The sequence below is a fragment of the Shinella sp. R2-11 genome, assembly GCF_055330205.1.
Map to the genome: position 1 here is coordinate 57,382 of NZ_JBVAPC010000008.1, position 20,003 is coordinate 77,384.

Annotated in this window: 20 protein-coding genes; 8 read left to right on the plus strand and 12 right to left on the minus strand. The window is 65.9% G+C overall.

Features of this window, described 5'->3' with window-relative positions; translation table 11 throughout:
* The first annotated feature begins 78 nt into the window (after nucleotides 1-78).
* From ACZ1A1_RS19210 to ACZ1A1_RS19220, 3 genes are all read left to right on the plus strand, one after another.
* The gene (locus ACZ1A1_RS19210; RefSeq protein WP_313195791.1) at nucleotides 79-534 is read left to right on the plus strand and encodes a MarR family winged helix-turn-helix transcriptional regulator; all 456 of its coding nucleotides are present in this window, start codon (nucleotides 79-81) and stop codon (nucleotides 532-534) included.
* A 95-nt stretch (nucleotides 535-629) separates the two neighbouring features.
* The gene (locus ACZ1A1_RS19215) at nucleotides 630-2,204 is read left to right on the plus strand and encodes an MFS transporter (RefSeq protein WP_409530074.1); all 1,575 of its coding nucleotides are present in this window, start codon (nucleotides 630-632) and stop codon (nucleotides 2,202-2,204) included.
* Nucleotides 2,205-2,211: 7 nt separating this feature from the next.
* A complete protein-coding gene (locus tag ACZ1A1_RS19220) occupies nucleotides 2,212-3,249 on the plus strand; it encodes an HlyD family secretion protein (RefSeq protein ID WP_415213593.1) in 1,038 nt (345 codons plus the stop codon).
* A gap of 209 nt (nucleotides 3,250-3,458) precedes the next feature.
* Here ACZ1A1_RS19220 and ACZ1A1_RS19225 read toward each other — a convergent pair whose 3' ends face one another.
* The 5 genes from ACZ1A1_RS19225 to alr all read right to left on the minus strand — a co-directional run bounded on the left by ACZ1A1_RS19225 (nucleotide 3,459) and on the right by alr (nucleotide 9,292).
* Nucleotides 3,459-4,199, minus strand: coding sequence for an SDR family NAD(P)-dependent oxidoreductase (locus tag ACZ1A1_RS19225; protein ID WP_463621177.1), 741 nt, complete (start codon nucleotides 4,197-4,199; stop codon nucleotides 3,459-3,461).
* Nucleotides 4,200-4,210: 11 nt separating this feature from the next.
* Entirely contained in the window at nucleotides 4,211-5,704 is a 1,494-nt protein-coding gene (gene purF / locus ACZ1A1_RS19230; protein WP_415213595.1) for an amidophosphoribosyltransferase, read from the minus strand.
* A 197-nt stretch (nucleotides 5,705-5,901) separates the two neighbouring features.
* Nucleotides 5,902-6,513 (minus strand): CvpA family protein, encoded by a 612-nt coding sequence (locus tag ACZ1A1_RS19235; RefSeq protein ID WP_463621179.1) that lies wholly within the window; start codon nucleotides 6,511-6,513, stop codon nucleotides 5,902-5,904.
* Between the two features lie 143 nt (nucleotides 6,514-6,656).
* A complete protein-coding gene (gene radA / locus ACZ1A1_RS19240) occupies nucleotides 6,657-8,060 on the minus strand; it encodes a DNA repair protein RadA (RefSeq protein WP_119259137.1) in 1,404 nt (467 codons plus the stop codon).
* Between the two features lie 68 nt (nucleotides 8,061-8,128).
* Nucleotides 8,129-9,292 carry an alanine racemase gene (alr, locus tag ACZ1A1_RS19245; protein ID WP_463621181.1) on the minus strand — a complete coding sequence of 388 codons (1,164 nt, stop codon included), beginning with the start codon at nucleotides 9,290-9,292 and terminating at the stop codon, nucleotides 8,129-8,131.
* Nucleotides 9,293-9,395: 103 nt separating this feature from the next.
* Here alr and ACZ1A1_RS19250 point away from each other — a divergent pair, with 103 nt between their 5' ends.
* Entirely contained in the window at nucleotides 9,396-9,992 is a 597-nt protein-coding gene (locus tag ACZ1A1_RS19250) for a hypothetical protein (protein ID WP_463621183.1), read from the plus strand.
* A 25-nt stretch (nucleotides 9,993-10,017) separates the two neighbouring features.
* Here ACZ1A1_RS19250 and ACZ1A1_RS19255 read toward each other — a convergent pair whose 3' ends face one another.
* The 6 genes from ACZ1A1_RS19255 to rpsF all read right to left on the minus strand — a co-directional run bounded on the left by ACZ1A1_RS19255 (nucleotide 10,018) and on the right by rpsF (nucleotide 15,738).
* Nucleotides 10,018-11,517 (minus strand): replicative DNA helicase, encoded by a 1,500-nt coding sequence (locus ACZ1A1_RS19255; protein WP_313195784.1) that lies wholly within the window; start codon nucleotides 11,515-11,517, stop codon nucleotides 10,018-10,020.
* A gap of 194 nt (nucleotides 11,518-11,711) precedes the next feature.
* Nucleotides 11,712-12,998 carry a cyclopropane-fatty-acyl-phospholipid synthase family protein gene (locus tag ACZ1A1_RS19260; RefSeq protein ID WP_313195783.1) on the minus strand — a complete coding sequence of 429 codons (1,287 nt, stop codon included), beginning with the start codon at nucleotides 12,996-12,998 and terminating at the stop codon, nucleotides 11,712-11,714.
* 238 nt (nucleotides 12,999-13,236) lie between these two features.
* Entirely contained in the window at nucleotides 13,237-13,812 is a 576-nt protein-coding gene (gene rplI / locus ACZ1A1_RS19265; protein ID WP_313195782.1) for a 50S ribosomal protein L9, read from the minus strand.
* Nucleotides 13,813-13,832: 20 nt separating this feature from the next.
* Entirely contained in the window at nucleotides 13,833-14,807 is a 975-nt protein-coding gene (locus tag ACZ1A1_RS19270; protein ID WP_463621185.1) for a YybS family protein, read from the minus strand.
* A gap of 205 nt (nucleotides 14,808-15,012) precedes the next feature.
* On the minus strand, nucleotides 15,013-15,261 hold the full coding sequence (gene rpsR / locus ACZ1A1_RS19275; RefSeq protein ID WP_097139135.1) for a 30S ribosomal protein S18: 249 nt from the start codon (nucleotides 15,259-15,261) through the stop codon (nucleotides 15,013-15,015).
* Nucleotides 15,262-15,285: 24 nt separating this feature from the next.
* Complete coding sequence (gene rpsF, locus ACZ1A1_RS19280; protein WP_119259144.1) at nucleotides 15,286-15,738, minus strand: 30S ribosomal protein S6; 453 nt, start codon at nucleotides 15,736-15,738, stop codon at nucleotides 15,286-15,288.
* 346 nt (nucleotides 15,739-16,084) lie between these two features.
* Between rpsF and ACZ1A1_RS19285 the strand changes: the two genes are divergently transcribed.
* Complete coding sequence (locus ACZ1A1_RS19285; protein ID WP_313195780.1) at nucleotides 16,085-16,414, plus strand: hypothetical protein; 330 nt, start codon at nucleotides 16,085-16,087, stop codon at nucleotides 16,412-16,414.
* Nucleotides 16,415-16,462: 48 nt separating this feature from the next.
* On the opposite strand, the gene ACZ1A1_RS19290 is transcribed toward ACZ1A1_RS19285, so the two are convergent.
* The gene (locus ACZ1A1_RS19290) at nucleotides 16,463-17,506 is read right to left on the minus strand and encodes an aldo/keto reductase (RefSeq protein WP_463621186.1); all 1,044 of its coding nucleotides are present in this window, start codon (nucleotides 17,504-17,506) and stop codon (nucleotides 16,463-16,465) included.
* 193 nt (nucleotides 17,507-17,699) lie between these two features.
* Here ACZ1A1_RS19290 and fabD point away from each other — a divergent pair, with 193 nt between their 5' ends.
* From fabD to ACZ1A1_RS19305, 3 genes are all read left to right on the plus strand, one after another.
* Entirely contained in the window at nucleotides 17,700-18,644 is a 945-nt protein-coding gene (gene fabD, locus ACZ1A1_RS19295) for an ACP S-malonyltransferase (protein WP_463621187.1), read from the plus strand.
* Between the two features lie 23 nt (nucleotides 18,645-18,667).
* Nucleotides 18,668-19,405, plus strand: coding sequence for a 3-oxoacyl-[acyl-carrier-protein] reductase (fabG, locus tag ACZ1A1_RS19300; protein ID WP_415211992.1), 738 nt, complete (start codon nucleotides 18,668-18,670; stop codon nucleotides 19,403-19,405).
* A gap of 282 nt (nucleotides 19,406-19,687) precedes the next feature.
* Entirely contained in the window at nucleotides 19,688-19,924 is a 237-nt protein-coding gene (locus ACZ1A1_RS19305; RefSeq protein WP_097139127.1) for an acyl carrier protein, read from the plus strand.
* Nucleotides 19,925-20,003 lie beyond the last annotated feature (79 nt).

Below are 20,003 nucleotides of genomic sequence, written 5' to 3' on the forward strand. Positions count from 1 at the left end.
CAGGGCTTGATTTTTGCCAATCGGTCGAGTAGATAGCGTTCAAATAGATAGTGAGCTAATAATATTGAGACTAGCAAGATGAGCACGACCGATCCGCGCGAACGCCTCCTCGACGATCTCTCCCGTGTCCAGCGCAAGATGCGAGCGCTGTTCGACGCCCGCGTGAAGGAGAGGGGGCTGACGCTGCCGCGCGCCCGCGCGCTGCTCATCCTCGGCCGCGGCGTGCAGCTCAACCAGCGCGAACTTGCCGACGAGCTCGATATCGAGACGCCGACCCTCGTTCGCCTGCTCGACGGCATGGAGAAGCAGGGCTTCATCGAGCGGCAGGCCGTCGAGGGCGACCGCCGTGCCAAGCAGATCGCCATGACGCCCTACGGCGCCAAGGTGGCCGAGGAGGTGCTGGACCTTGCCAGATCGCTGCGCGCCGACGTGCTGAAGAGCATCCCGGCCGGCGACATGTCGACCACCGTCAAGGTCTTCGCCACCATGGCCGAGAACATCGCAAAGAGCTGTCGGGAGAGCGTCGACGCATGAGCACCGCGCTCGCCAACGGGGACCGCGGAACGGAGGGCGAGCCACCGGAGCCGGTGGAGGCGCCGCCGGCCGCCGCGCCGCCAGCTCCCCCGCCGATGCCGCCCGCGCGCGCCGCCGCCTACATGGCCGCCTCGACGCTGCTGGCCCTCACGCAGGGCTTCGGCATGAACCTCGTGGCCGCCAATATTCCCCAGCTCCAGGGGCCGTTCGGCGCAACCAGCGCAGAGGCGGTCTGGCTGATGGCGGCCTATATGGCGCCCAACGCCTCGCTGTCGATCGCCCTCATCAAGATCCGCAACCAGTATGGCCTGCGCCACTTCGCCGAGCTCGGCATCGCCGTCTTCCTCGTCGTTGCGGCGCTGCACATCTTCATCACGGACCTGCGTTCGGCGATCGTGCTGCGCTTCTTCGCCGGCATCGCCGCCGCGCCGCTCTCCTCGCTCGGCTTCCTCTACATGCTGGAGGCCTTTCCGCCGGCCCGCAAGCTGACGGTCGGCATTTCGCTGGCGCTCACCAATATCGGCCTTGCCGCGCCGCTGACACGCTTCATCTCGCCGACGCTGATCGATCTCGGCGGCGTGCGGGCGCTGCTCCAGCTCGAGCTGGCCCTCGCCATGCTCGCCTTCGCGGCGATCTACCTCCTGCCGCTGACGCCGATCCCGCGCGCCAAGGTCATCGAGAAGCGCGACATCGTCAGCTACATCTTCATCGCCATCGGCTTCGGTTCCGGCGCCGTCGTCCTCGTCACCGGGCGGACCTACTGGTGGCTGGAAGCACGGTGGCTCGGCGAGCTCATGGTGGTCATGATCGCCGCGCTCACCATCGCCGCCGTGCTGGAGCTGAACCGCGAGAAGCCGCTGATCGACCTGCGCTGGCTGGTCAGCCGCGAGGTGCTGCATGTCGGCGCGGTGCTGGTGCTGTTCCGGCTGATGCTGGCCGAGCAGACGGCCGTCGCCAGCAACTTCTTCCAGATCATCGGCCTGCAGAACGACCAGTTGACCGGCCTTTACGGCATCGTGGCGCTCGCCACCGTGGCGGGCGGGCTCGCCTGCGCGGCGGTGATGAAGCCCGGCCGCGAGGCCGGCATCCACATGGCTGCGCTGCTCTTCATCGGCATCGGCGCCTTCCTCGACAGCCATGCGACGAACCTCACGCGGCCCGGGCAGATGTATCTGAGCCAGTCGATGATCGCCGTCGGCGGCAGCCTCTTCATGCCGCCGGCCATCGCTTCCGGCTTCACCATGGCGCTGCGCAAGGGACCGCAATACATCCTGAGCTTCATCGTCGTCTTCCTGGTGACGCAGAGCCTCGGGGGGCTGGCCGGCTCGGCGCTGTTCGGCTCCTTCATCACGCTGCGCGAGAAGTTCCATTCCAACATGCTCGCCCAGTCGATGACCCTCGCCGACCCGCTGGTCGCAGCCCGCGTCTCGCAGCTTTCCGCCGCTTATGGCCGCACCATCACCGACCCCGCCGTGCTCAAGGCGGAGGGCGTCGCGCTGCTCGGCCAGCAGGTGACGCGCGAGGCCAACGTGCTGGCCCACAACGACGCATTCCTCATCATCGCGCTTCTGGCGGTCGGCGCCGCCGTCGCGCTCGTCATTCACTGGCTTTACATCCGCATCAAGGAGGCCGCCGCCCGCCCCGAAGGGCAGGCGGCCGTTGAAGGTTGACCCCGCAATGAAGACATATATCCGCAACACGGCGACCGGCGTCGCCATCCTCCTCGGCATCGCGGGCATCGGCGCCGTGCTCTACGCCTGGCAATTGCCGCCCTTCTCCAGCGATGTCCAGACGACCGACAACGCCTATGTGCGCGGCTACGTCACGCTGATCAGCCCGCAGCTCGCCGGCTATGTCACCGACGTCACGGTCAAGGACTACGAGCCCGTGAAGGCCGGCGCCGTGCTCGCCCGCCTCGACGACCGCATCTACCGCCAGAAGGTGGCGCAGGCCGAGGCGACGCTCGCCAGCCAGAAGGCGGCGCTCGCCAATTCCGAGCAGCAGGAGAACGCCGCCAAGGCGCGCATCGGCGCCAGCGATGCGGCGCTCGCCAGCGCCAGCGCCGCAAAGCGCCGCGCGCAGGAGAACTGGAACCGCATCGAGGAACTGTCCGACAAGGGCATCGCCACCCAGAGCGACCGCGAGCAGAGCCGCACCCAGTTCGACCAGGCCGAGGCCGCCGTCGTGCAGGCCGAGGCCAATCTCGAAGTCACCCGGCAGGACCTCCAGACGATCATCGTCGGCCGCGATTCGCTGCGCGCGGCCGTGGCGGGCGCGGAGGCTTCGGTCGAGCTTGCCAAGATCGACCTTTCCAACACCGTCATCACCGCGCCGCGTGACGGCGCCGTCGGCGAGGTGGGCGTGAAGCTCGGCCAATATGTCGCCGCCGGCACGCAGCTCATGGCCGTTGTGCCGCAGGACACCTGGGTCATCGCCAATTTCAAGGAAACGCAGCTTGCCTATATCAGGCCCGGCCAGAAGGTGAAGGTCAGCGTCGACGCGCTGAAGCACGCCACCCTGACCGGCCATGTCGAGCGCTTCTCGCCGGCCGCCGGCTCGGAATTCAGCGTCATCAAGCCGGACAACGCCACCGGCAACTTCACCAAGATCGCCCAGCGCATCCCCGTCCGCATCGCCATCGACGAGGGGCAGGACCTTGCGAAATATCTCGCGCCGGGGCTTTCGGTGGAGGTGACGACGGTGGTCGGGGAGTAGAGAATAGGCAGTAGGCAGTAGGCAGTAGGTTTGCCCCTCATCCGCCTGCCGGCACCTTCTCCCCGCAAGCGGGGCGAAGGATTGTCGTGGCACGGTTCTGCCATCCACCACGGTTGCGAATTGGTGGAAGCCAGATCGGCATAAGCCTTCGCCCCGCTTGCGGGGAGAAGGTGCCGGCAGGCGGATGAGGGGCTCTACTGGCGCCCGCCTCAATCCGGCAGCCGGTAATCCACCAGACGCCCCTTGCGCATCTCGAAGAGCTTGCCCGTCTCCGTGAAATCCGGCGAGACCAGCGACAGGATGGCCTTCGCCACCTCGGAAGGATGCTGCACCGTCGACGGATCCTCGCCCGGCACGGCCTGCGCACGCATGGCGGTGCGGGTGGCGCCGGGGTCGAGCGAGGTGATGCGCAGCGCCGTGCGCTGCGTCTCGCCGGCCCAGGTGCGGGCGAGGGCCTCGACGGCGGCCTTGGAGGCGGAGTAGGGGCCCCAGAAGGGCTTGCACTTGTGCGCGGCGCTGGAGGAGAGGATGACGGCGCGGCCGGCATCGGACTTCAGGAGCAGCGGCTCGACCGAGCGGATGATACGCCAGGTCGCGGTGACGTTGACGGTCATCACCTTCTCGAAGACCTTCGCCTCGACATGGCCGATTGGCGAGATCGTGCCGAGCACGCCGGCATTGGCGACGAGGATGTCGAGCTTGCCCCAACGCTCGAAGATCGAGCCGCCGAGCTTGTCGATGGCCGCCATGTCGGCAAGGTCGAAGGGCACCAGCGTTGCGCTGCCGCCGGCGGCCTTGATCGCATCGTCCAGTTCCTCCAGCCCCCCGACGGTGCGGGCGCAGGCGACGACATGCGCGCCGGCCTTTGCAAGTTCGAGGGCGGTGAAATAGCCGATGCCGCGCGAGGCGCCGGTGACCAGCGCGAGGCGGCCCTTCAGGTCGATGCTCATGATGTCTTCAATTATCCGTTGCTTGCCAGAACCGAGACCTTCCGTCCCATCGTCTCGCCTTCCTTGTCAAGGAGGCGCGTCGGATAGTCGCCGGTGAAGTAATGGTCGGTGAACTGCGGACGGGCCGGGTTGCGGTCCTCGCCGCCGACGGCGCGGTAGAGCCCGTCGATGGACAGGAACTCCAGCGAATCCGCGCCGATATACTTCGCCATCGCCTTGACGTCGTTGTACTGGTTGGCGAGCAGCTTGTCCCGGTCCGGCGTGTCGATGCCGTAGAAGTCCGGATAGAAGATCATCGGGCTGGCGACGCGGATATGCACTTCCTTCGCCCCCGCATCGCGGATCATCTGCACGATCTTCAGCGACGTCGTGCCGCGGACGATCGAATCGTCGACGAGGATCACGCGCTTGCCGTCGATCATCGCCCGGTTGGCCGAATGCTTCAGCTTGACGCCGAAGGCGCGGATCTGCTGCGTCGGCTCGATGAAGGTGCGCCCGACATAATGATTGCGGATGATGCCGTATTCGAACGGGATGCCGCTCTGTTGCGCGTAGCCGAGCGCGGCCGGCGTGCCGCCGTCCGGCACCGGCACGACGACGTCGCCCTCGACCGGATGTTCCTTGGCAAGGTTCATGCCCATGTTCTTGCGCGCCACATAGACGCTGCGGCCGCCGACGACGGAATCGGGGCGGGCGAAATAGACATATTCGAAGAGGCAGAGCCGTTCCGGCTGTGGGTTGCCCGACTTCCTCGCCTCGATGCTGATCGATCCGTCCGGCTGGATCTCGCAGACGACGATCTCGCCGTTCTCCACGTCGCGGATGTATTTCGCGCCGATGATGTCGAGCGCGCAGGTCTCGGAGGCGAAGATCGGCTTGCCGTCGAGCTCGCCCATGACCAGCGGGCGGATGCCGGTGGGGTCGCGCGCGGCAATCAGCTTGGTGCGGGTGATGCCGAGCATCGAATAGCCGCCTTCCATCTGGCGGATGGCGTCGATGAAGCGGTCGGTGGTGGAGGTGTAGCGCGAGCGGGCGATGAGGTGGAGAACGACTTCCGTGTCGGAGGTCGACTGACAGATCGCCCCGCCGGCGATGATCTGCCGGCGCAGCGTCAGGCCGTTGGTGAAGTTGCCGTTATGGGCGACGGCGATGCCGCCGACTTCCAGTTCCGCAAAGAGCGGCTGCACGTTGCGCAGCGCCACTTCCCCGGTGGTGGAGTAGCGCGTGTGGCCGATCGCCATGTTGCCGGGGAGCTTGGCCAGCGTCGCCGGGTTGGTATAGTGGTCGCCGACGAGGCCCATGTGCTTTTCGGTGTGGAACTGCTTGCCGTCGAAGGAGACGATGCCCGCCGCTTCCTGGCCGCGATGCTGGAGCGCGTGCAGGCCGAGCGCCGTCAGCGTGGCCGCCTCGGGATGGCCGAGAATGCCGAAGACGCCGCATTCCTCATGAAGCGTATCGCCGTCGAGATCGTCGTCGTGGCGGCCGGGGAACTCAAAATCGCTCATTGCTGCAAGCCTTTGCTCGGGACCGTAGGAGGTTGCGCTGGTACTCGGTGGTTCGTCGCCCCGGCGAGGCCCATATGGGTATCGCCGAAAGCATTTGCCACCGAGGCCCGGAAGCGTCAGTGGCGATTGTCTATCCTACCAAAAAATCGGGGAGCCTGCCTTCGTCAATTCTCGCGAGCGGCGGCTCCCCCTGGTGTTTATCCGTTCGTGGCGGGCGTGTCTTCGGCGGGTGCCGGGTTGGTGCCGCCGCCGGTCGTGCCGTCCGGGTCTTCCGCGCCGCCTTCGCCCTCGGTCTTCTTGCCGCGCAGGCGGTCGAGGATCGTCGCGTCGGCGTCTTCCGGCAGCAGCGCCACGAGGCGCGAGCCGAGATTGTCGAGCAGCGGCTTCGACTTGGCGGTGGTGACCCAGACCGGCTGCTGCTGCGGCGCGACCAGCCAGTTGAAGAACAGCATGGCGACGACGACGAGCAGGATGCCGCGGGCCGCGCCGAACAGGAAGCCGAGCGTGCGGTCCAGCGCGCCGATGCGGCTGTCGATGATGAAGTCGGCGATGCGCATGGTGATGAAGGAGATCACGATGAGCGCGATGAGGAAGACGACGCCGGCCGAGCCCGCCAGCGCGACCGTGTCGCTCGTCGTGTAGTTCTTCGCATAGGGAACCAGCACCGGATAGAAGAAGTAGGCGGCCGCGGCGGCGCCCACCCAGCTTGCGACGGAGAGCACTTCGCGCGAGAAGCCGCGCACCATCGCCAGAACGGCGGAGAACAGGGCAACGCCGATGACGATACCGTCGAGAATTGTGATGGGCATGTTCGTCCTACTCCAAACCCGAAATGTCGCCGGGCCCCATGCCCCCATGCGGGGGCTAACTTAGCGGAAGGCGCCGTCGCCGTCCCGGTTCGACACACATGAAGCCATGTTTCCCACAGGGCTTTCTCTTTCGCCGGAGGGCGTCAGACGTCCTCGTCTTCCCGCTTGAGGGCGTTCTTCGATCCGGCAATGCGCGCCACCAGATCCGGCAGGCTTTCGATCTCGCTCCAGCGGCCACCGGCCCCCTTGGGCAGATCGGCGGAACCGGCGGGCAGCACGGCCTGCGAAAAACCCAGCTTTTCGGCCTCTTTAAGGCGCTGGGCGGTGTGCGCAACCGGACGAATGGCGCCCGACAGGCTGACTTCGCCGAAATAGACGCAATCGGCGGGAAGGGCAAGTCCGGCAAGCGAGGAAACGAGCGCGGAGGCGACGGCAAGGTCCGCCGCCGGCTCCGAGATGCGGTAGCCGCCAGCGACGTTCAGGTAGACGTCGTGCTGGCCGAGCCTGACGCCGCAATGGGCCTCCAGCACCGCGAGGATCATCGAGAGCCGCGCCGAATCCCAGCCGACGACGGCCCGGCGCGGCGTGCCGAGCGAGGTGGGAGCGACGAGCGCCTGCACCTCGACCAGCACCGGCCGCGTGCCCTCCATGCCGGCGAAGACGGCCGCGCCCGGCGATTTCGCATTGCGCTCGCCGAGGAAGAGTTCCGACGGGTTGGAGACTTCGCGCAGCCCCCGGTCGGACATTTCGAAGACGCCGATCTCGTCCGTCGGGCCGAAGCGGTTCTTCACCGTGCGCAGGATGCGGTAGTGATGGCCGCGGTCGCCCTCGAAATAGAGCACGGCGTCGACCATGTGCTCGACGACGCGGGGGCCGGCGATCTGGCCCTCCTTGGTGACATGGCCGACCAGCACCATGGCCGCGCCCGTCTGCTTGGCGAAGCGGATCATCGCCTGCACGCCGGTCCTGACCTGCGTCACCGTGCCGGGCGCGGCCTCGGCCGTGTCGCTCCACAGCGTCTGGATCGAATCGATGATGACGAGGTCCGGCCGCTTGCCTTCGCCGACGGTGGCAAGGATGTCCTCTACATTGGTCTCGGCGGCGAGCAGCACGTCCGTTTCGTGCGCATGCAGGCGCTGGGCGCGAAGGCGCACCTGCGCGACGGCCTCTTCGCCCGAGACATAGATGATGCGGTGTCCCTGCCGCGAGAGGGCGGCGGCGGACTGCATCAGCAGCGTCGACTTGCCGATGCCGGGATCCCCGCCGATCAGCACCGCCGAGCCGCGCACGAAGCCGCCGCCGGTCGCCCGGTCGAGCTCGGCGATGCCGGTGTGGATGCGCGGGGCTTCCTCCGTCTCGCCGGAAAGCGTGGTGAGCGCGACGGGGCGGCCCTTCTTCGGCACCTTGCCGGGGCCGGCGCCGATGCCGCCCATCGGGTCTTCCTCGACCACGGTGTTCCATTCGCCGCAGCCCTCGCATTTCCCGACCCAGCGGGAATGCGCGGTGCCGCAGTTCTGGCAGACGAATTGGGTACGGGCTTTCGCCATCGGATCTCGCTTCTGGTGCCTGACATGGGAATCGTCCGCAAGCCCATAGCACAAAACGGGAACGTGTCCTATTTTTTCACGGTCTCGTAGCGTCGTTCGTAGCGGTTTCCGAGGCTGGTGAGAAGTTCGTAGTCGACGGTGCCGGCGGCGCGCGCGACGTCCTGGATCGGCATGGCGCGGCCGAAGAGCTCGATGAAGTCGCCGGCCCGCACGCTGCCGGGCGGCAGGTCGGTGACGTCGAAATGGGTGAGGTCCATGGTGACGCGGCCGATCAGCGGTACGGTGCGCCCGTGCAACACGCCGCTTGCGGCGGGAATGCCGGCCGCGCGCAGCGGCACGCCGGCGCCGAGCGTGCGCATGTAGCCGTCCGCATAGCCGATGGCGGCGATGGCGATGCGGCTGTCGCGGGCCAGCGGCGTCGCGCCGTAGCTGACGCTCTCGCCGGCCTTCGCCTCGCGCACCTGGAGGATGCGCGCCTCGGCGGTGACGACCGGTTTCATCGGGTTGTCGACGCCGTTGACGGCGCTGCCGCCATAGAGCGCGATGCCGGGGCGGGTGAGGGTGAAGTGATAGTCCTCGCCGAGGAAGATGCCGGCCGAATTGGCAAGGCTGGCGTCGATGTCGTCGAAGGCCTCGACGACGCTGCGGAACCTTTGCAGCTGCTGGCGGTTGAGCGGATGGGCCGGCTCGTCGGCGCAGGCAAGGTGGCTCAGCAGCATGATCGGCGCGAAGCTCGCCGGCCGCGCGGCATCGCCCGCCAGCGCCAGCGCATCCTCGACCCGAAGGCCGAGCCGGTTCATGCCCGTATCGACATGCAGCACGCAGGGATGGTCGCGCCCGTCGGAAACCGCCGCCATGAAGACGACGAGCTGTTCTTCCGAGACGATGACGGGCACGAGGTCGAATTCGAAGAACAGGCGTTCCGAGCCGGCCCACATGCCGGAGAGGACGTAGATACGGACATCCGGCAGGATGGCGCGCAGCGCCGCGCCTTCCGCCGGGGTGGCGACGAAGAAGTCGCGGGCGCCCGCGTGATGGAAGGTCCGGCCGGCATGCTCCAGCCCGATGCCGTAGCCGTCGGCCTTCAGCACGGCCGCCGTGCGTGCCGCGCCGGAGCGCCGCGCCATGGCGCGCCAGTTGTCGGCGAGCGCCGAAAGGTCGATCGTCAGGCGGGCATGATCCTCGCCGGCGACAGGCAGGGTGGAACGTGCGTGAAAATGGTGCGGGCTCATGGTTCTGAATACAGCCTGTTGACCATGGCGGCAATATGCCGGAGCGCGTCATTGCCGGTGCAAAAGGCGCTCTTTATGGTGCGCCACCAAAAGGGGAAACAGCATGTGGCGCAGAGTGGCAACGACCTTGGGGGCGATCACCTTTGCCTTTCCGGCGTCGGTCGCCGCGGCATCCCCGCCGACCGACGCTGAAATGCGCGAGGTGCATGCCGTGCTGCTCGGCCTTGCCCAGGACGGGGCGGAACCAGAGCGCGACAAGGGCGCCGACATCTATTACTCGATCGTCGAAAATCCCGATGCGCCGCGGCTGGTGACGCGGCTTGAAGTCTCCGGCGCGCCGTGCCGGGCGCGGACGATCTCCGCCCTCCAGTTTCCCGACAAATGGGCGACGCTGACCCTCGGCCTCGTCGATCTCGGCCGCGTCACCGCCGTCACGGCCTATGCCTCCGTCGACGACATGATCGCGGAGACCAACCCGCTTCCCCTCGACGCCCCGGGGGCCGAGCAGGTCGTGCTGATGGGGGAGGGGCTCTACTGTTCGAGCCGGATGTCGCTTGCCGGCGACAGCACCGGCGCGGACGAGACCTGCGCCAACCGCCTCGACCTGCCGATGACGGACGCTGACCAGAAGGCGCGCGGCAAACGCGCCCTCGCCATCGTCGCTGACTACTGCAAGGCGCCGGCCTTTCAGAAGAAGTGAGGCGGCGAAGGCCCCACGATTTCCCTCAGTGCTCGTACTGGGTGAAGGACGGGTCGGCGAGATCGGTAAAGCGGGTGTATTCCGACTGGAAGGCGAGCTTCACCGTGCCGGTGGGTCCGTGACGCTGCTTGGCGATGATGACGTCCGCGGTGCCTTTCACCTTCTCGAACTGCATCTTCCATTCTTCGTATTTCGGGTCGAACTCGTCGCGTGGCTCGAGGTTCTTCACATAGTATTCCTCGCGGAACACGAAGAGCACCACGTCGGCGTCCTGCTCGATGGAGCCCGATTCGCGAAGGTCGGAGAGCTGCGGGCGCTTGTCCTCGCGGCTTTCCACCTGACGGGAGAGCTGGGAGAGGGCGATGATCGGAACGTTCAGCTCCTTGCCGAGCGCCTTGAGACCCGTCGTGATCTGGGTAATCTCCTGCACGCGGTTGTCGCTCGACTTGCCCGAGCCGGTCATGAGCTGGATATAGTCGACCACGAGGCAGTCGAGGCCGCGCTGGCGCTTCAGGCGGCGGGCGCGGGCGGAAAGCTGGGCGATGGAGATGCCGCCCGTCTGGTCGATATAGAGCGGCACCTTCTGCATCATCTGCGAGCAGGCGACGAGCTTTTCGAAATCGGCCTCGGAAATGTCGCCGCGGCGGATCTTCGAGGAGGAGACTTCCGTCTGTTCCGAAATGATACGGGTGGCGAGCTGCTCGGAGGACATTTCGAGCGAGTAGAAGCCGACGACGCCGCCGTTCTTCGCCTTGAACGAGCCGTCCGCCTGGACCTCCGGCTCGTAGGAGGCCGCGATATTGTAGGCGATGTTGGTGGCAAGCGAGGTCTTGCCCATGCCGGGACGGCCGGCGAGCACGATAAGGTCCGACCGCTGCAGGCCGCCCATGCGGGCATCGAGCGAGTGGATGCCGGTGGAGATGCCCGACAGCGAGCCGTCGCGCTCGAAGGCCGCGCCCGCCATGTCGATGGCCTGCGCCACCGCGTCGTTGAACGACTGGAAGCCGCCATCGTAGCGGCCGGTCTCGGCCAGTTCGAAGAGGCGGCGCTCGGCGTCCTCGATCTGGTTCTGCGGCGGCATGTCGAGCGGCGCGTCATAGGCGATGTTGACCATGTCCTCGCCGATGGTGATCAGCGAGCGGCGGAGCGCCAGGTCATAGATCGCCCGGCCGTAGTCTTCCGCGTTGATGATGGTCACGGCCTCGGCGGCAAGGCGGGCGAGATATTGCGGGATCGTCAGGTCGCCGACCTTGCCGTCCGCCGGAAGGTGGGTCTTCAGCGTGATCGTCGTCGCGATCTTGCCCATGCGGATCGTGTCGCCGGCAAGCTCGTAGATCTTGCGATGCAGGGGTTCGTAGAAATGGATCGGCTTGAGGAAGTCGGAGACGCGGTAATAGGCGTCGTTGTTGACGAGGATCGCGCCGAGCAGCGCCTGTTCCGCCTCGACGTTGTTCGGCGCCTCGCGGTGATGCGCCTCCGGTACGTCGCGACCGGCCCCGCTCAACTTGCGCACGGCATCGTTCATCGTCCCGAATCTCCCGTCCCTGTTGCCTGAAGCCCCGTGGTTTGGGTCCTTTGGAGCCAAGGGTCAAGCGGTTCCGGCCGCGTGCGCTCCTGCCGCGTCCTTTAGGCCCGGTGTTAGACTTTTCCACAGGCGCGCCGAAGGCGGCAAGCCGGAATCTTCCGGGCCTGCCACCTTCCGGTTTGACTGGGGCGAATCTACAACGATGCCTCCTGCGGGAACTGCCGGGCGCCGCGGCGCTCGCCCTTCGGATTTGCCTCATGTGCCTTCAGGCAATCCTCGCCGCGTCCGATATATTCGCGGGTGAGCGGCACGGCCTCCTGGTCATGCGCGAGCTGGAGCTGGAAGACCACGAGGTTCTGCCAGCGGAACGCGCTTTCGGAGGCGGCGAGGTAGAACTCCCAGATGCGGCAGAACTTCTCGTCGTAGATCGCCTTGGCCTCCTCGCGCCGCGCCATGAAGCGCTCGCGCCAGTGCCGCAGCGTCTCGGCATAGTGCAGCCGCAGGATCTCGACATCCGTCACGGCAAGCCCGCTCTTCTCCACCGCCTGCATCACCTCGGAAAGCGCGGGGATATAGCCGCCGGGGAAGATGTACTTCTCGATGAACGGATTGTTGGCGGTCGGCTGGTCGGTGCGGCCGATCGTGTGCAGCAGCATCACCCCGTCGCGCTTGAGGAGCGAGGCGCTCTTCCTGAAGAAGGTGAGGTAGTTCGGCCGGCCGACATGCTCGAACATGCCGACGGAGACGATGCGGTCGAAGGGCCCTTCCGTGTTGCGGTAGTCCTGCAGCAGGAACTTCACCTCGTCGGAAAGGCCGGCATCGCTCGCGCGCTTGACGGCGATGGCGTGCTGCTCGTCGGAGAGCGTGACGCCCGTCACCTTGGCGCCGACCTGGCGGGCGAGGTAGAGCGCCATGCCGCCCCAGCCGCAGCCGATGTCGAGCACGTTCTGTCCCGGACGGTTGATGCTGAGCTTGGCGGCGATGTGGCGCTTCTTGGCGAGCTGCGCGTCGTCCAGCGTCTGGTCCGGCCGCTCGAAATAGGCGCAGGAATATTGCCTGTCCTGATCGAGGAAGAGGTCGTAGAGCGCGCCGGTGAGGTCGTAATGGTGCTGCACGTTCTTGCGCGAGCGAACGATGCTGTTCTTCTCCCGCGCCCAGCGGAAGAGATAGCGGAAGCGCTCGAGGAAGCGGTTCCAGCCGGTGTCGTAATACTTGAAGTCCGGATTGCCGGTGAAGACCGCCTTGAGCAGCCCGTACATGTCGCCCTGGAGAAGATCGATCTCCCCCGTGCCGTAACAATGGCCGAGGTAATAGGCGGGATCGATGCCGAGCCCCCAGAGGGCCTTCCTGGTATTGATGCGCATGTGGACGGGATTGCCGGTGCCGTCGCCATAGGTCTGGCTGGTTCCGTCGGGGTAGGTGATCGTCAGGTTTCCGGTCTCGATAAGGCGGGAAACGAGAGCCTGTACAATGAATTTCATTCGCTAAACTCCGTCACGCTTAAAATATCTGGCGGAACGGGTCTGGTCGGAAACCGGCCTGGGGAGCGGCCCGACCGCCAATCCAGTCTAACGGAATATAAATATTGACGGAAAACACGGGATTTCAACCCGTATTTTTTTGCCTCTTTGCAAATGTAGCGGGCCGGCAATGCCGGCCCGTCGCAAGAGCGTATCCGCCCGAAACAAATGAGCCGGCGGAAGCCGGCTCATTCGCTGATTATTCTTCTTCGCCGTCCTGGTCGGCTTCCGGATCGAAGAAGTCTTCCGGCTTCAGGGCGTCTTCGTCGACACCGTAGATGGCGTCGGCCGAGGTGAGGCTTTCGCCCTTGGCCTGGCGCTCGGCTTCGTCGGCCGAACGGGCGACGTTGAGCTCGATGGCGATCTCGACTTCGGCGTGCAGGTGCAGGACGACCTTGTGCAGGCCGATCGCCTTGATCGGGGTGTTGAGCTCGACCTGGTTGCGGCCGATGTTGAAGCCTTCGGCGGAGAGGGCTTCGATGATGTCGCGGGCAGCGACCGAACCGTAGAGCTGGCCGGTTTCGCCGGCGGAGCGGACCATGACGAAGGACTTGCCGTCGAGCTGTTCGGCAACCTTCTGGGCTTCCGACTTGCGCTCGAGGTTGCGGGCTTCGAGCGTCGCACGTTCGGATTCGAAGCGCTTCTTGTTGGCTTCGTTGGCGCGCAGCGCCTTGCCGAGCGGCAGCAGGTAGTTGCGGGCAAAGCCGTCGCGGACCTTTACGGTCTCGCCCATCTGGCCGAGCTTGGCGATGCGTTCGAGGAGGATGACATCCATTTCGAGTTCCTTTCTTGAGTTCAGGTATTCTGGTTTTTCTGGCTCGCCGGGCCGGTGGGCGTCAGCGCTATGGTGCGCCGCGTGTCCATCAGGCCGAGGACGAGGATGGCGAAGACCGGTATCGTGAAGAGCAATACCGAGAGATAGGCGAACCACAGGGCAATCAGCCGCCACGGCTTGCCGCGCGTCCTGAAATGCAGGCTCGCGAAGCCGGCGAGCACGAAGCCGGCCCCGAAGGTGCCGCAGACGAGCGCGCCGATGATCGCCGGAACGCCGCCCACGAAGGCGAGGGCGAGGCCGGCGAGGAAGATGAAGATCGCATTGCGGTGCATGCGCAGCGTCGAGGGCATGTCCTCGCGCGGGCGCAGGCCCTTGCCGGAAAGGCGCACGATGAAGCTTGCGACATAGTAGGCGGCAAAGAGCAGGAACACCCACAGCGCGCCCTGCACCAGCGGCAGCGCCAGCGCGAAGATCGACTTCATCTGCGCGACGGCGGCAGCGTCCGGATTGTAGAGCGGTTCCTGCGCCTTCAGCGTCTCGATGACGATGTCGACCAGCTTGCCGGCCATCTCGCTGTCATAGCCGACGATCGCGCCGACGGCGATCATGCCGAGCGTCACCATCACGGCGAGATGGGCGAGGATGTTGGACAGCGGATACCAGGCGAGCGCGTCTTCCGGGCCGCCGAGTTCGGAGGCGGGGCGGGCGAGGTTCGCAAGGTTGCTGAGCCAGCCGGCCGGAATGAGCGTGATGATGACGATCAGCGCGGCGAAATGCGAGGAGACCAGCGCGGAGGCGGTCACGCCGCCGGCGACGACGGCGATGAAGGCGCTGGCATTGCCCCAGCCGAGGCCGGCGATCAGGATGGGAAGGGCGGACGCGGCATAGAGCACGATGGCGAGCGACGACTGCGCATTCGCGCTCAGCGAAAGCAGAGCGGCGGTCACACCGGCAACGAGGCCGGTCGCAATCGAGGCAGGCGTCAGGTTCTTCACGTCGCTGTCCTGTCCGGTCAGACAGTTAGAGGAGTGCCCGAAAGGACCGGCTCCCCAACATGGGATCTGGCCTTGCCCGTTGAGGGCCGAGGCCGGCGGTTCCGATCCGCGCCCATCGCGGAAGGGAGAGGGGAAGGCGGCAGGGCCGTCTTCCCCGGTATCGTCCGTCCCGGCGCGGCGAAGGCCGGCCGGGAGGAAAGCGTGATTACGCTACGACGTAGGGCAGCAGGCCGAGGAAGCGGGCGCGCTTGATCGCCTTGGCGAGTTCGCGCTGCTTCTTCTGGGAAACGGCCGTGATGCGGGACGGAACGATCTTGCCGCGCTCGGAGATGTAACGCGACAGAAGACGGACGTCCTTGTAGTCGATCTTCGGAGCGTTGGCGCCCGAGAAGGGGCAGGTCTTGCGGCGGCGGTGGAACGGACGGCGTGCCGGAGCGGAAGAAATATCAGCCATTGTCTTAGTCTCCTTCTGCTTCGATTACGCTTCGCGGGCCGGACGGTCGCCGTCGCGGCGCGGCGGGCGGTCGCCGAAGTCGCGGCGCGGACGGTCGCCGAAGTCACGGCGCGGGCCGCGGTCGTCGCCATCGCGGCGCGGACGGTCGTCGCGGTCGCGCTTCTGCATCATCGCGGACGGGCCTTCTTCGTGGGCTTCGACGGCGATGGTCATGTAGCGAAGAACGTCTTCGTTGATGCGCATCTGGCGTTCCATCTCGTGGATGGCGGCGGCCGGGGCATCGATGTCCATCAGGGCGTAGTGGGCCTTGCGGTTCTTCTTGATGCGATAGGTGAGGGACTTGAGGCCCCAGTTCTCGACACGGCCGACCTTGCCGCCGTGTGCTTCGATCACGCCCTTGTACTGTTCGACGAGAGCGTCGACCTGCTGGGCGGACACGTCCTGGCGGGCCAGGAATACATGTTCGTAAAGAGCCATTTGGCTTTGCCTTTCTTGCGTTAAACTACACCCGAAACCGGCGCCAAGCCTCAACGACAGTTCTCAGGGGCGTATAGCCCGAAGCAAGAAAAGCGTATCATCCAGACGGTCGAGAGCGGAGACACGGGAGGCCGGAGCCCTTGGCCCCAAACGGCAGATCTTGCGACATGCCGGCCCTCCGTTCAGCCACCAGCCGGTGACCCGGGTGTTTTGAACAGCGCGCTTATACGCATTTTTCGCGGGAATGCAAGGCCCGCGGGCGCATTGTCCCGTTCTGCGACGGCCGGGGAACAAAAACGGACATGGCGCGTTGTTCAGCCCGACCCAACCAGATGGAGTGACAGACATGCAGGATCCCAACCTTGTCAATCGTCCCCCGGAAGAGCGCGGCCCGACGGTGGTCAATGCAACCAACCGCGGTAGCGGCACCGGCGGCTGGGCCGTGGCGGTGATCATCGCTGTCCTCGTCGCCGTGGGCATATTCTATTTCGTCGGCAGCGGAACGCCGGGTGGCGGCGTCGATACGAACGCCAACACCTCGGCCATCGGGACGCCGGAAAGCGCCCCGGCGGGCGGCACGGCGACCGGCGGCGCAACGGGTGGCGCGGAAACCGGCACCCAGCCGCTGAACAGCCAGCCGGCCGAAGGCGGTGGCGCGACCACGACCACCCCGTAAGGGCTGAGGGCAGACAAAGAAAACCCGCCGGAAACGGCGGGTTTTTTGTCACATCGGCGCGGGATAGAGCCGGTGGATGCGGCGGATGCCGTTCATCACCTCGGCGGAGAGCGCCACGTCCTTCGCCCCGATATCCGTCTTCAACTGCTCCATGGTCGTCGCGCCGATGATGACGGAGGCCATGAAGGGCCGCGTCAGGCAGAAGGCGAGGGCCATCTGGGCTGGATCGAGCCCGTGCTCCCGTGCAAGCTCCACATAGGCGCGCACCGCCGGCTCCTGCAGCGGCTGGTAACGGCCGCCGAGATCGCCGTTCTTCGTCAGGCGCGAGCCTTCCGGCCGCGCGCCGTCGAGATACTTGCCGGTCAGAAGGCCGGCGGCGAGCGGCGAATAGGCCAGCAGCCCGATCTCCTCGTGATGCGAAACCTCCGCAAGGTCGAGATCGTAGGTCCGGTAGAGGAGGTTGTACTCGTTCTGGATCGAGGCGACGCGCGGCAGGCCCTTTTCCTCCGCGAGCTTCAGGAGCTGCATCGTGCCCCATGCCGTGTCGTTGGAAAGGCCGAGCGCCCGCACCTTGCCGGCCTTGACGAGCTCGCCGACCGTTTCGAGGATTTCGAGAAGCTCGGCGGCGACTTTCGCGCGGTCCTGCTTCGAGGGCTCATAGCTCCAGGCATTGCGGAAATGGTAGTGGCCACGGTTCGGCCAGTGGAGCTGGTAGAGGTCGAGATAGTCGGTCTTGAGGCGCGAGAGGCTGTTGTCGATCGCTTCGAGAATGCCCGAGCGGCTCATCGGCGCGCCGCCGCGTATATAGGGACGGCCGGGGCCGGCGACCTTGGAGGCAAGCACGATCCTGTCGCGGTTGCCGCGCGTCTTCATCCAGTTGCCGATGAAGCGTTCCGTGTCGCCATAGGTTTCGGGGGAAAGCGGCGTGGTCGGGTAGAGTTCGGCGGTGTCGATGAAGTTGACGCCCTGCGAAAGCGCATAATCGAGCTGGTCCCCAGCGTCCTGTTCGCTGTTCTGCGAGCCCCAGGTCATCGTGCCGAGGCAGATTTCCGACACGCTGATGCCGGTCCGGCCGAGCGGATTGTATTTCATGGGAGGGAAAATCCTTTGGTGGAAACGGCGCGAATGTAGGCAGCTCCTGGCGAAGCGCAAGCCTGAAAGGCGCGATTCCCTGTGTGAAGCGTCCCGGAAAGCCGGGTTGAGGCGGACCCGTCCGGGCGCCACGCCTTGACTTGCGGGGCCGGAATGTGAATGGAAAAGGAAAGATGAGACGGGAGAAACCCCTATGAGCGTAGCATTCACCTTCCCCGGCCAGGGCAGCCAGGCCGTCGGCATGGGCAAGGATCTCGCGGACGCCTTCCCGGAAGCGCGCGCCGTTTTCGCCGAAGTCGACGAGGCCCTCGGCCAGAAGCTTTCCACCATCATGTTCGAGGGGCCGGAAGAAACGCTGACGCTGACCGCCAACGCCCAGCCGGCATTGATGGCCGTTTCCATCGCCGTCATGCGCGTTCTGGAAGCGCGCGGCCTGTCGCTGAAGGATCAGGTCTCCTACGTCGCCGGCCACTCGCTCGGCGAATATTCGGCGCTCTGTGCCGCCGGCACCTTCTCGCTGGCCGATACCGCGCGCCTGCTGCGCATCCGCGGCAACGCCATGCAATCGGCCGTTCCGGTCGGCGAGGGTGCCATGGCCGCGATCATCGGTCTGGAACAGGCGGATGTCGAAGCCATCTGCAGGGAAGCCTCCACCGGCGGCGCCTGCCAGATCGCCAACGACAATGGCGGTGGCCAGCTCGTCATCTCCGGCTCCAAGCCGGCCGTCGAGGTCGCAGCCCGGCTCGCGACGGAGAAGGGCGCCAAGCGCGCGCTGATGCTCTCCGTCTCCGCCCCCTTCCATTCCGCCCTGATGGCGCCCGCCGCCGACGCCATGCGCGAGGCGCTCGCCACTGTCATGGCCAAGGCCCCGGTCGTGCCGGTCATCGCCAATGTCCGCGCCGCGCCGGTCAGCGATCCTGAGGAGATCGTCAGGCTTCTCGTCGAGCAGGTCACCGGCCAGGTCCGCTGGCGCGAGACGGTCGAATGGTTCGGAAAGAATGATGTGACGACGCTCTACGAAGTCGGCTCCGGCAAGGTGCTGACCGGCCTTGCGCGCCGCATCGACAAGTCCGTCACCGGCATCGCTATCAACACCCCCGCCGATATCGACAGCGCGCTTGCAGCGCTCATCGGCTGATCTCTCTTTAAAGGAACGGAACCATGCTTGATCTTACCGGCCGCAAGGCCCTCGTTACCGGCGCATCCGGCGGCATCGGCGAGGAGATCGCCCGCGTCCTCCACGCCCAGGGCGCCATCGTCGGCCTGCACGGCACCCGTGTCGAGAAGCTGGAAACTCTCGCCAACGAACTCGGCGAGCGGGTCCACATCTTCCCGGCCAACCTTTCCGACCGCGCCGAGGTCAAGGCGCTCGGCGAGAAGGCGGAAGCCGAGCTCGGCGGCGTCGACATCCTCGTCAACAATGCCGGCATCACCAGGGACGGCCTGTTCGTGCGCATGAGCGACGAGGACTGGGATGCCGTCCTCGAAGTGAACCTGACGGCCGTCTTCCGCCTGACGCGCGAGCTGACCCATCCGATGATGCGCCGCCGCTACGGCCGCATCATCAACATCACCTCGGTCGTCGGCGTCACCGGCAATCCGGGCCAGGCGAACTACTGCGCTTCCAAGGCCGGCATGATCGGCTTCACCAAGTCGCTGGCGCAGGAGATCGCGACCCGCAACGTCACGGTCAACTGCGTCGCCCCCGGCTTCATCGAAAGCGCGATGACGGGCAAGCTGAACGACAAGCAGAAGGAAGCCATCATGGGGGCGATCCCGATGAAGCGCATGGGCACCGGCGCGGAAGTCGCGTCAGCCGTCGCTTACCTCGCTTCCTCGGAAGCATCCTACATGACGGGCCAGACGCTGCACGTGAACGGCGGCATGGCGATGATCTGAAGCTGGCCCAAGCGCCCGGCGAAACAGCATAAATTGCATGTTGACCGCTGGCGCACCGGCTATTTTCACACTTTGCGGCAGGCATAAACCGTGTTAATCGGGCCATGACTGCCAGCAGTCGACCGGCAAAAGCCTGAGCGATCGGGCGATACGCAAAAGGATCGTCGATCCCGCATTGCCGGTTGAAGGGTTTGCCGGATGTGTTCTTGAGGCACATCGGGCGTGTTGAGTGTCCGGTGCCGTGAAAGGCGCCGATCAAAAACAAAGGTCGAGGAATCCGACATGAGCGATATCGCAGAACGCGTAAAGAAAATTGTCATTGATCATCTGGGCGTTGACGCCGATAAGGTCAGCGAAGGCGCAAGCTTCATCGATGATCTTGGCGCGGACTCGCTCGACACCGTCGAACTGGTCATGGCGTTCGAAGAAGAATTCGGCGTCGAGATCCCGGACGATGCCGCCGACTCGATCCTGACGGTCGGCGACGCCGTCAAGTTCATCGAGAAGGCCCAGGCCTGATCGATTGCCGGCGGGCCGCCCTGCGGCGGCCCGTCCCGGTCTCCGTCCGGGAGGCCGCACCTCTCCACGAGGCAATGGA

Excerpts from the sequence above, each read along its gene's own strand:
- ACZ1A1_RS19225 (WP_463621177.1), bottom strand. The coding sequence starts at position 4,199 with ATGAGCATCGACCTGAAGGGCCGCCTCGCGCTGGTCACCGGCGCCTCG.
- ACZ1A1_RS19215 (WP_409530074.1), top strand. The coding sequence starts at position 630 with ATGCCGCCCGCGCGCGCCGCCGCCTACATGGCCGCCTCGACGCTGCTG.
- rplI (WP_313195782.1), bottom strand. The coding sequence starts at position 13,812 with ATGGATGTCATCCTCCTCGAACGCATCGCCAAGCTCGGCCAGATGGGC.
- ACZ1A1_RS19285 (WP_313195780.1), top strand. The coding sequence starts at position 16,085 with ATGCAGGATCCCAACCTTGTCAATCGTCCCCCGGAAGAGCGCGGCCCG.
- rpsR (WP_097139135.1), bottom strand. The coding sequence starts at position 15,261 with ATGGCTGATATTTCTTCCGCTCCGGCACGCCGTCCGTTCCACCGCCGC.
- fabG (WP_415211992.1), top strand. The coding sequence starts at position 18,668 with ATGCTTGATCTTACCGGCCGCAAGGCCCTCGTTACCGGCGCATCCGGC.
- rpsF (WP_119259144.1), bottom strand. The coding sequence starts at position 15,738 with ATGGCTCTTTACGAACATGTATTCCTGGCCCGCCAGGACGTGTCCGCC.
- ACZ1A1_RS19290 (WP_463621186.1), bottom strand. The coding sequence starts at position 17,506 with ATGAAATACAATCCGCTCGGCCGGACCGGCATCAGCGTGTCGGAAATC.
- ACZ1A1_RS19250 (WP_463621183.1), top strand. The coding sequence starts at position 9,396 with ATGTGGCGCAGAGTGGCAACGACCTTGGGGGCGATCACCTTTGCCTTT.
- alr (WP_463621181.1), bottom strand. The coding sequence starts at position 9,292 with ATGAGCCCGCACCATTTTCACGCACGTTCCACCCTGCCTGTCGCCGGC.
- purF (WP_415213595.1), bottom strand. The coding sequence starts at position 5,704 with ATGAGCGATTTTGAGTTCCCCGGCCGCCACGACGACGATCTCGACGGC.
- ACZ1A1_RS19305 (WP_097139127.1), top strand. The coding sequence starts at position 19,688 with ATGAGCGATATCGCAGAACGCGTAAAGAAAATTGTCATTGATCATCTG.
- ACZ1A1_RS19255 (WP_313195784.1), bottom strand. The coding sequence starts at position 11,517 with ATGAACGATGCCGTGCGCAAGTTGAGCGGGGCCGGTCGCGACGTACCG.
- ACZ1A1_RS19235 (WP_463621179.1), bottom strand. The coding sequence starts at position 6,513 with ATGCCCATCACAATTCTCGACGGTATCGTCATCGGCGTTGCCCTGTTC.
- radA (WP_119259137.1), bottom strand. The coding sequence starts at position 8,060 with ATGGCGAAAGCCCGTACCCAATTCGTCTGCCAGAACTGCGGCACCGCG.
- ACZ1A1_RS19210 (WP_313195791.1), top strand. The coding sequence starts at position 79 with ATGAGCACGACCGATCCGCGCGAACGCCTCCTCGACGATCTCTCCCGT.
- ACZ1A1_RS19260 (WP_313195783.1), bottom strand. The coding sequence starts at position 12,998 with ATGAAATTCATTGTACAGGCTCTCGTTTCCCGCCTTATCGAGACCGGA.
- fabD (WP_463621187.1), top strand. The coding sequence starts at position 17,700 with ATGAGCGTAGCATTCACCTTCCCCGGCCAGGGCAGCCAGGCCGTCGGC.
- ACZ1A1_RS19220 (WP_415213593.1), top strand. The coding sequence starts at position 2,212 with ATGAAGACATATATCCGCAACACGGCGACCGGCGTCGCCATCCTCCTC.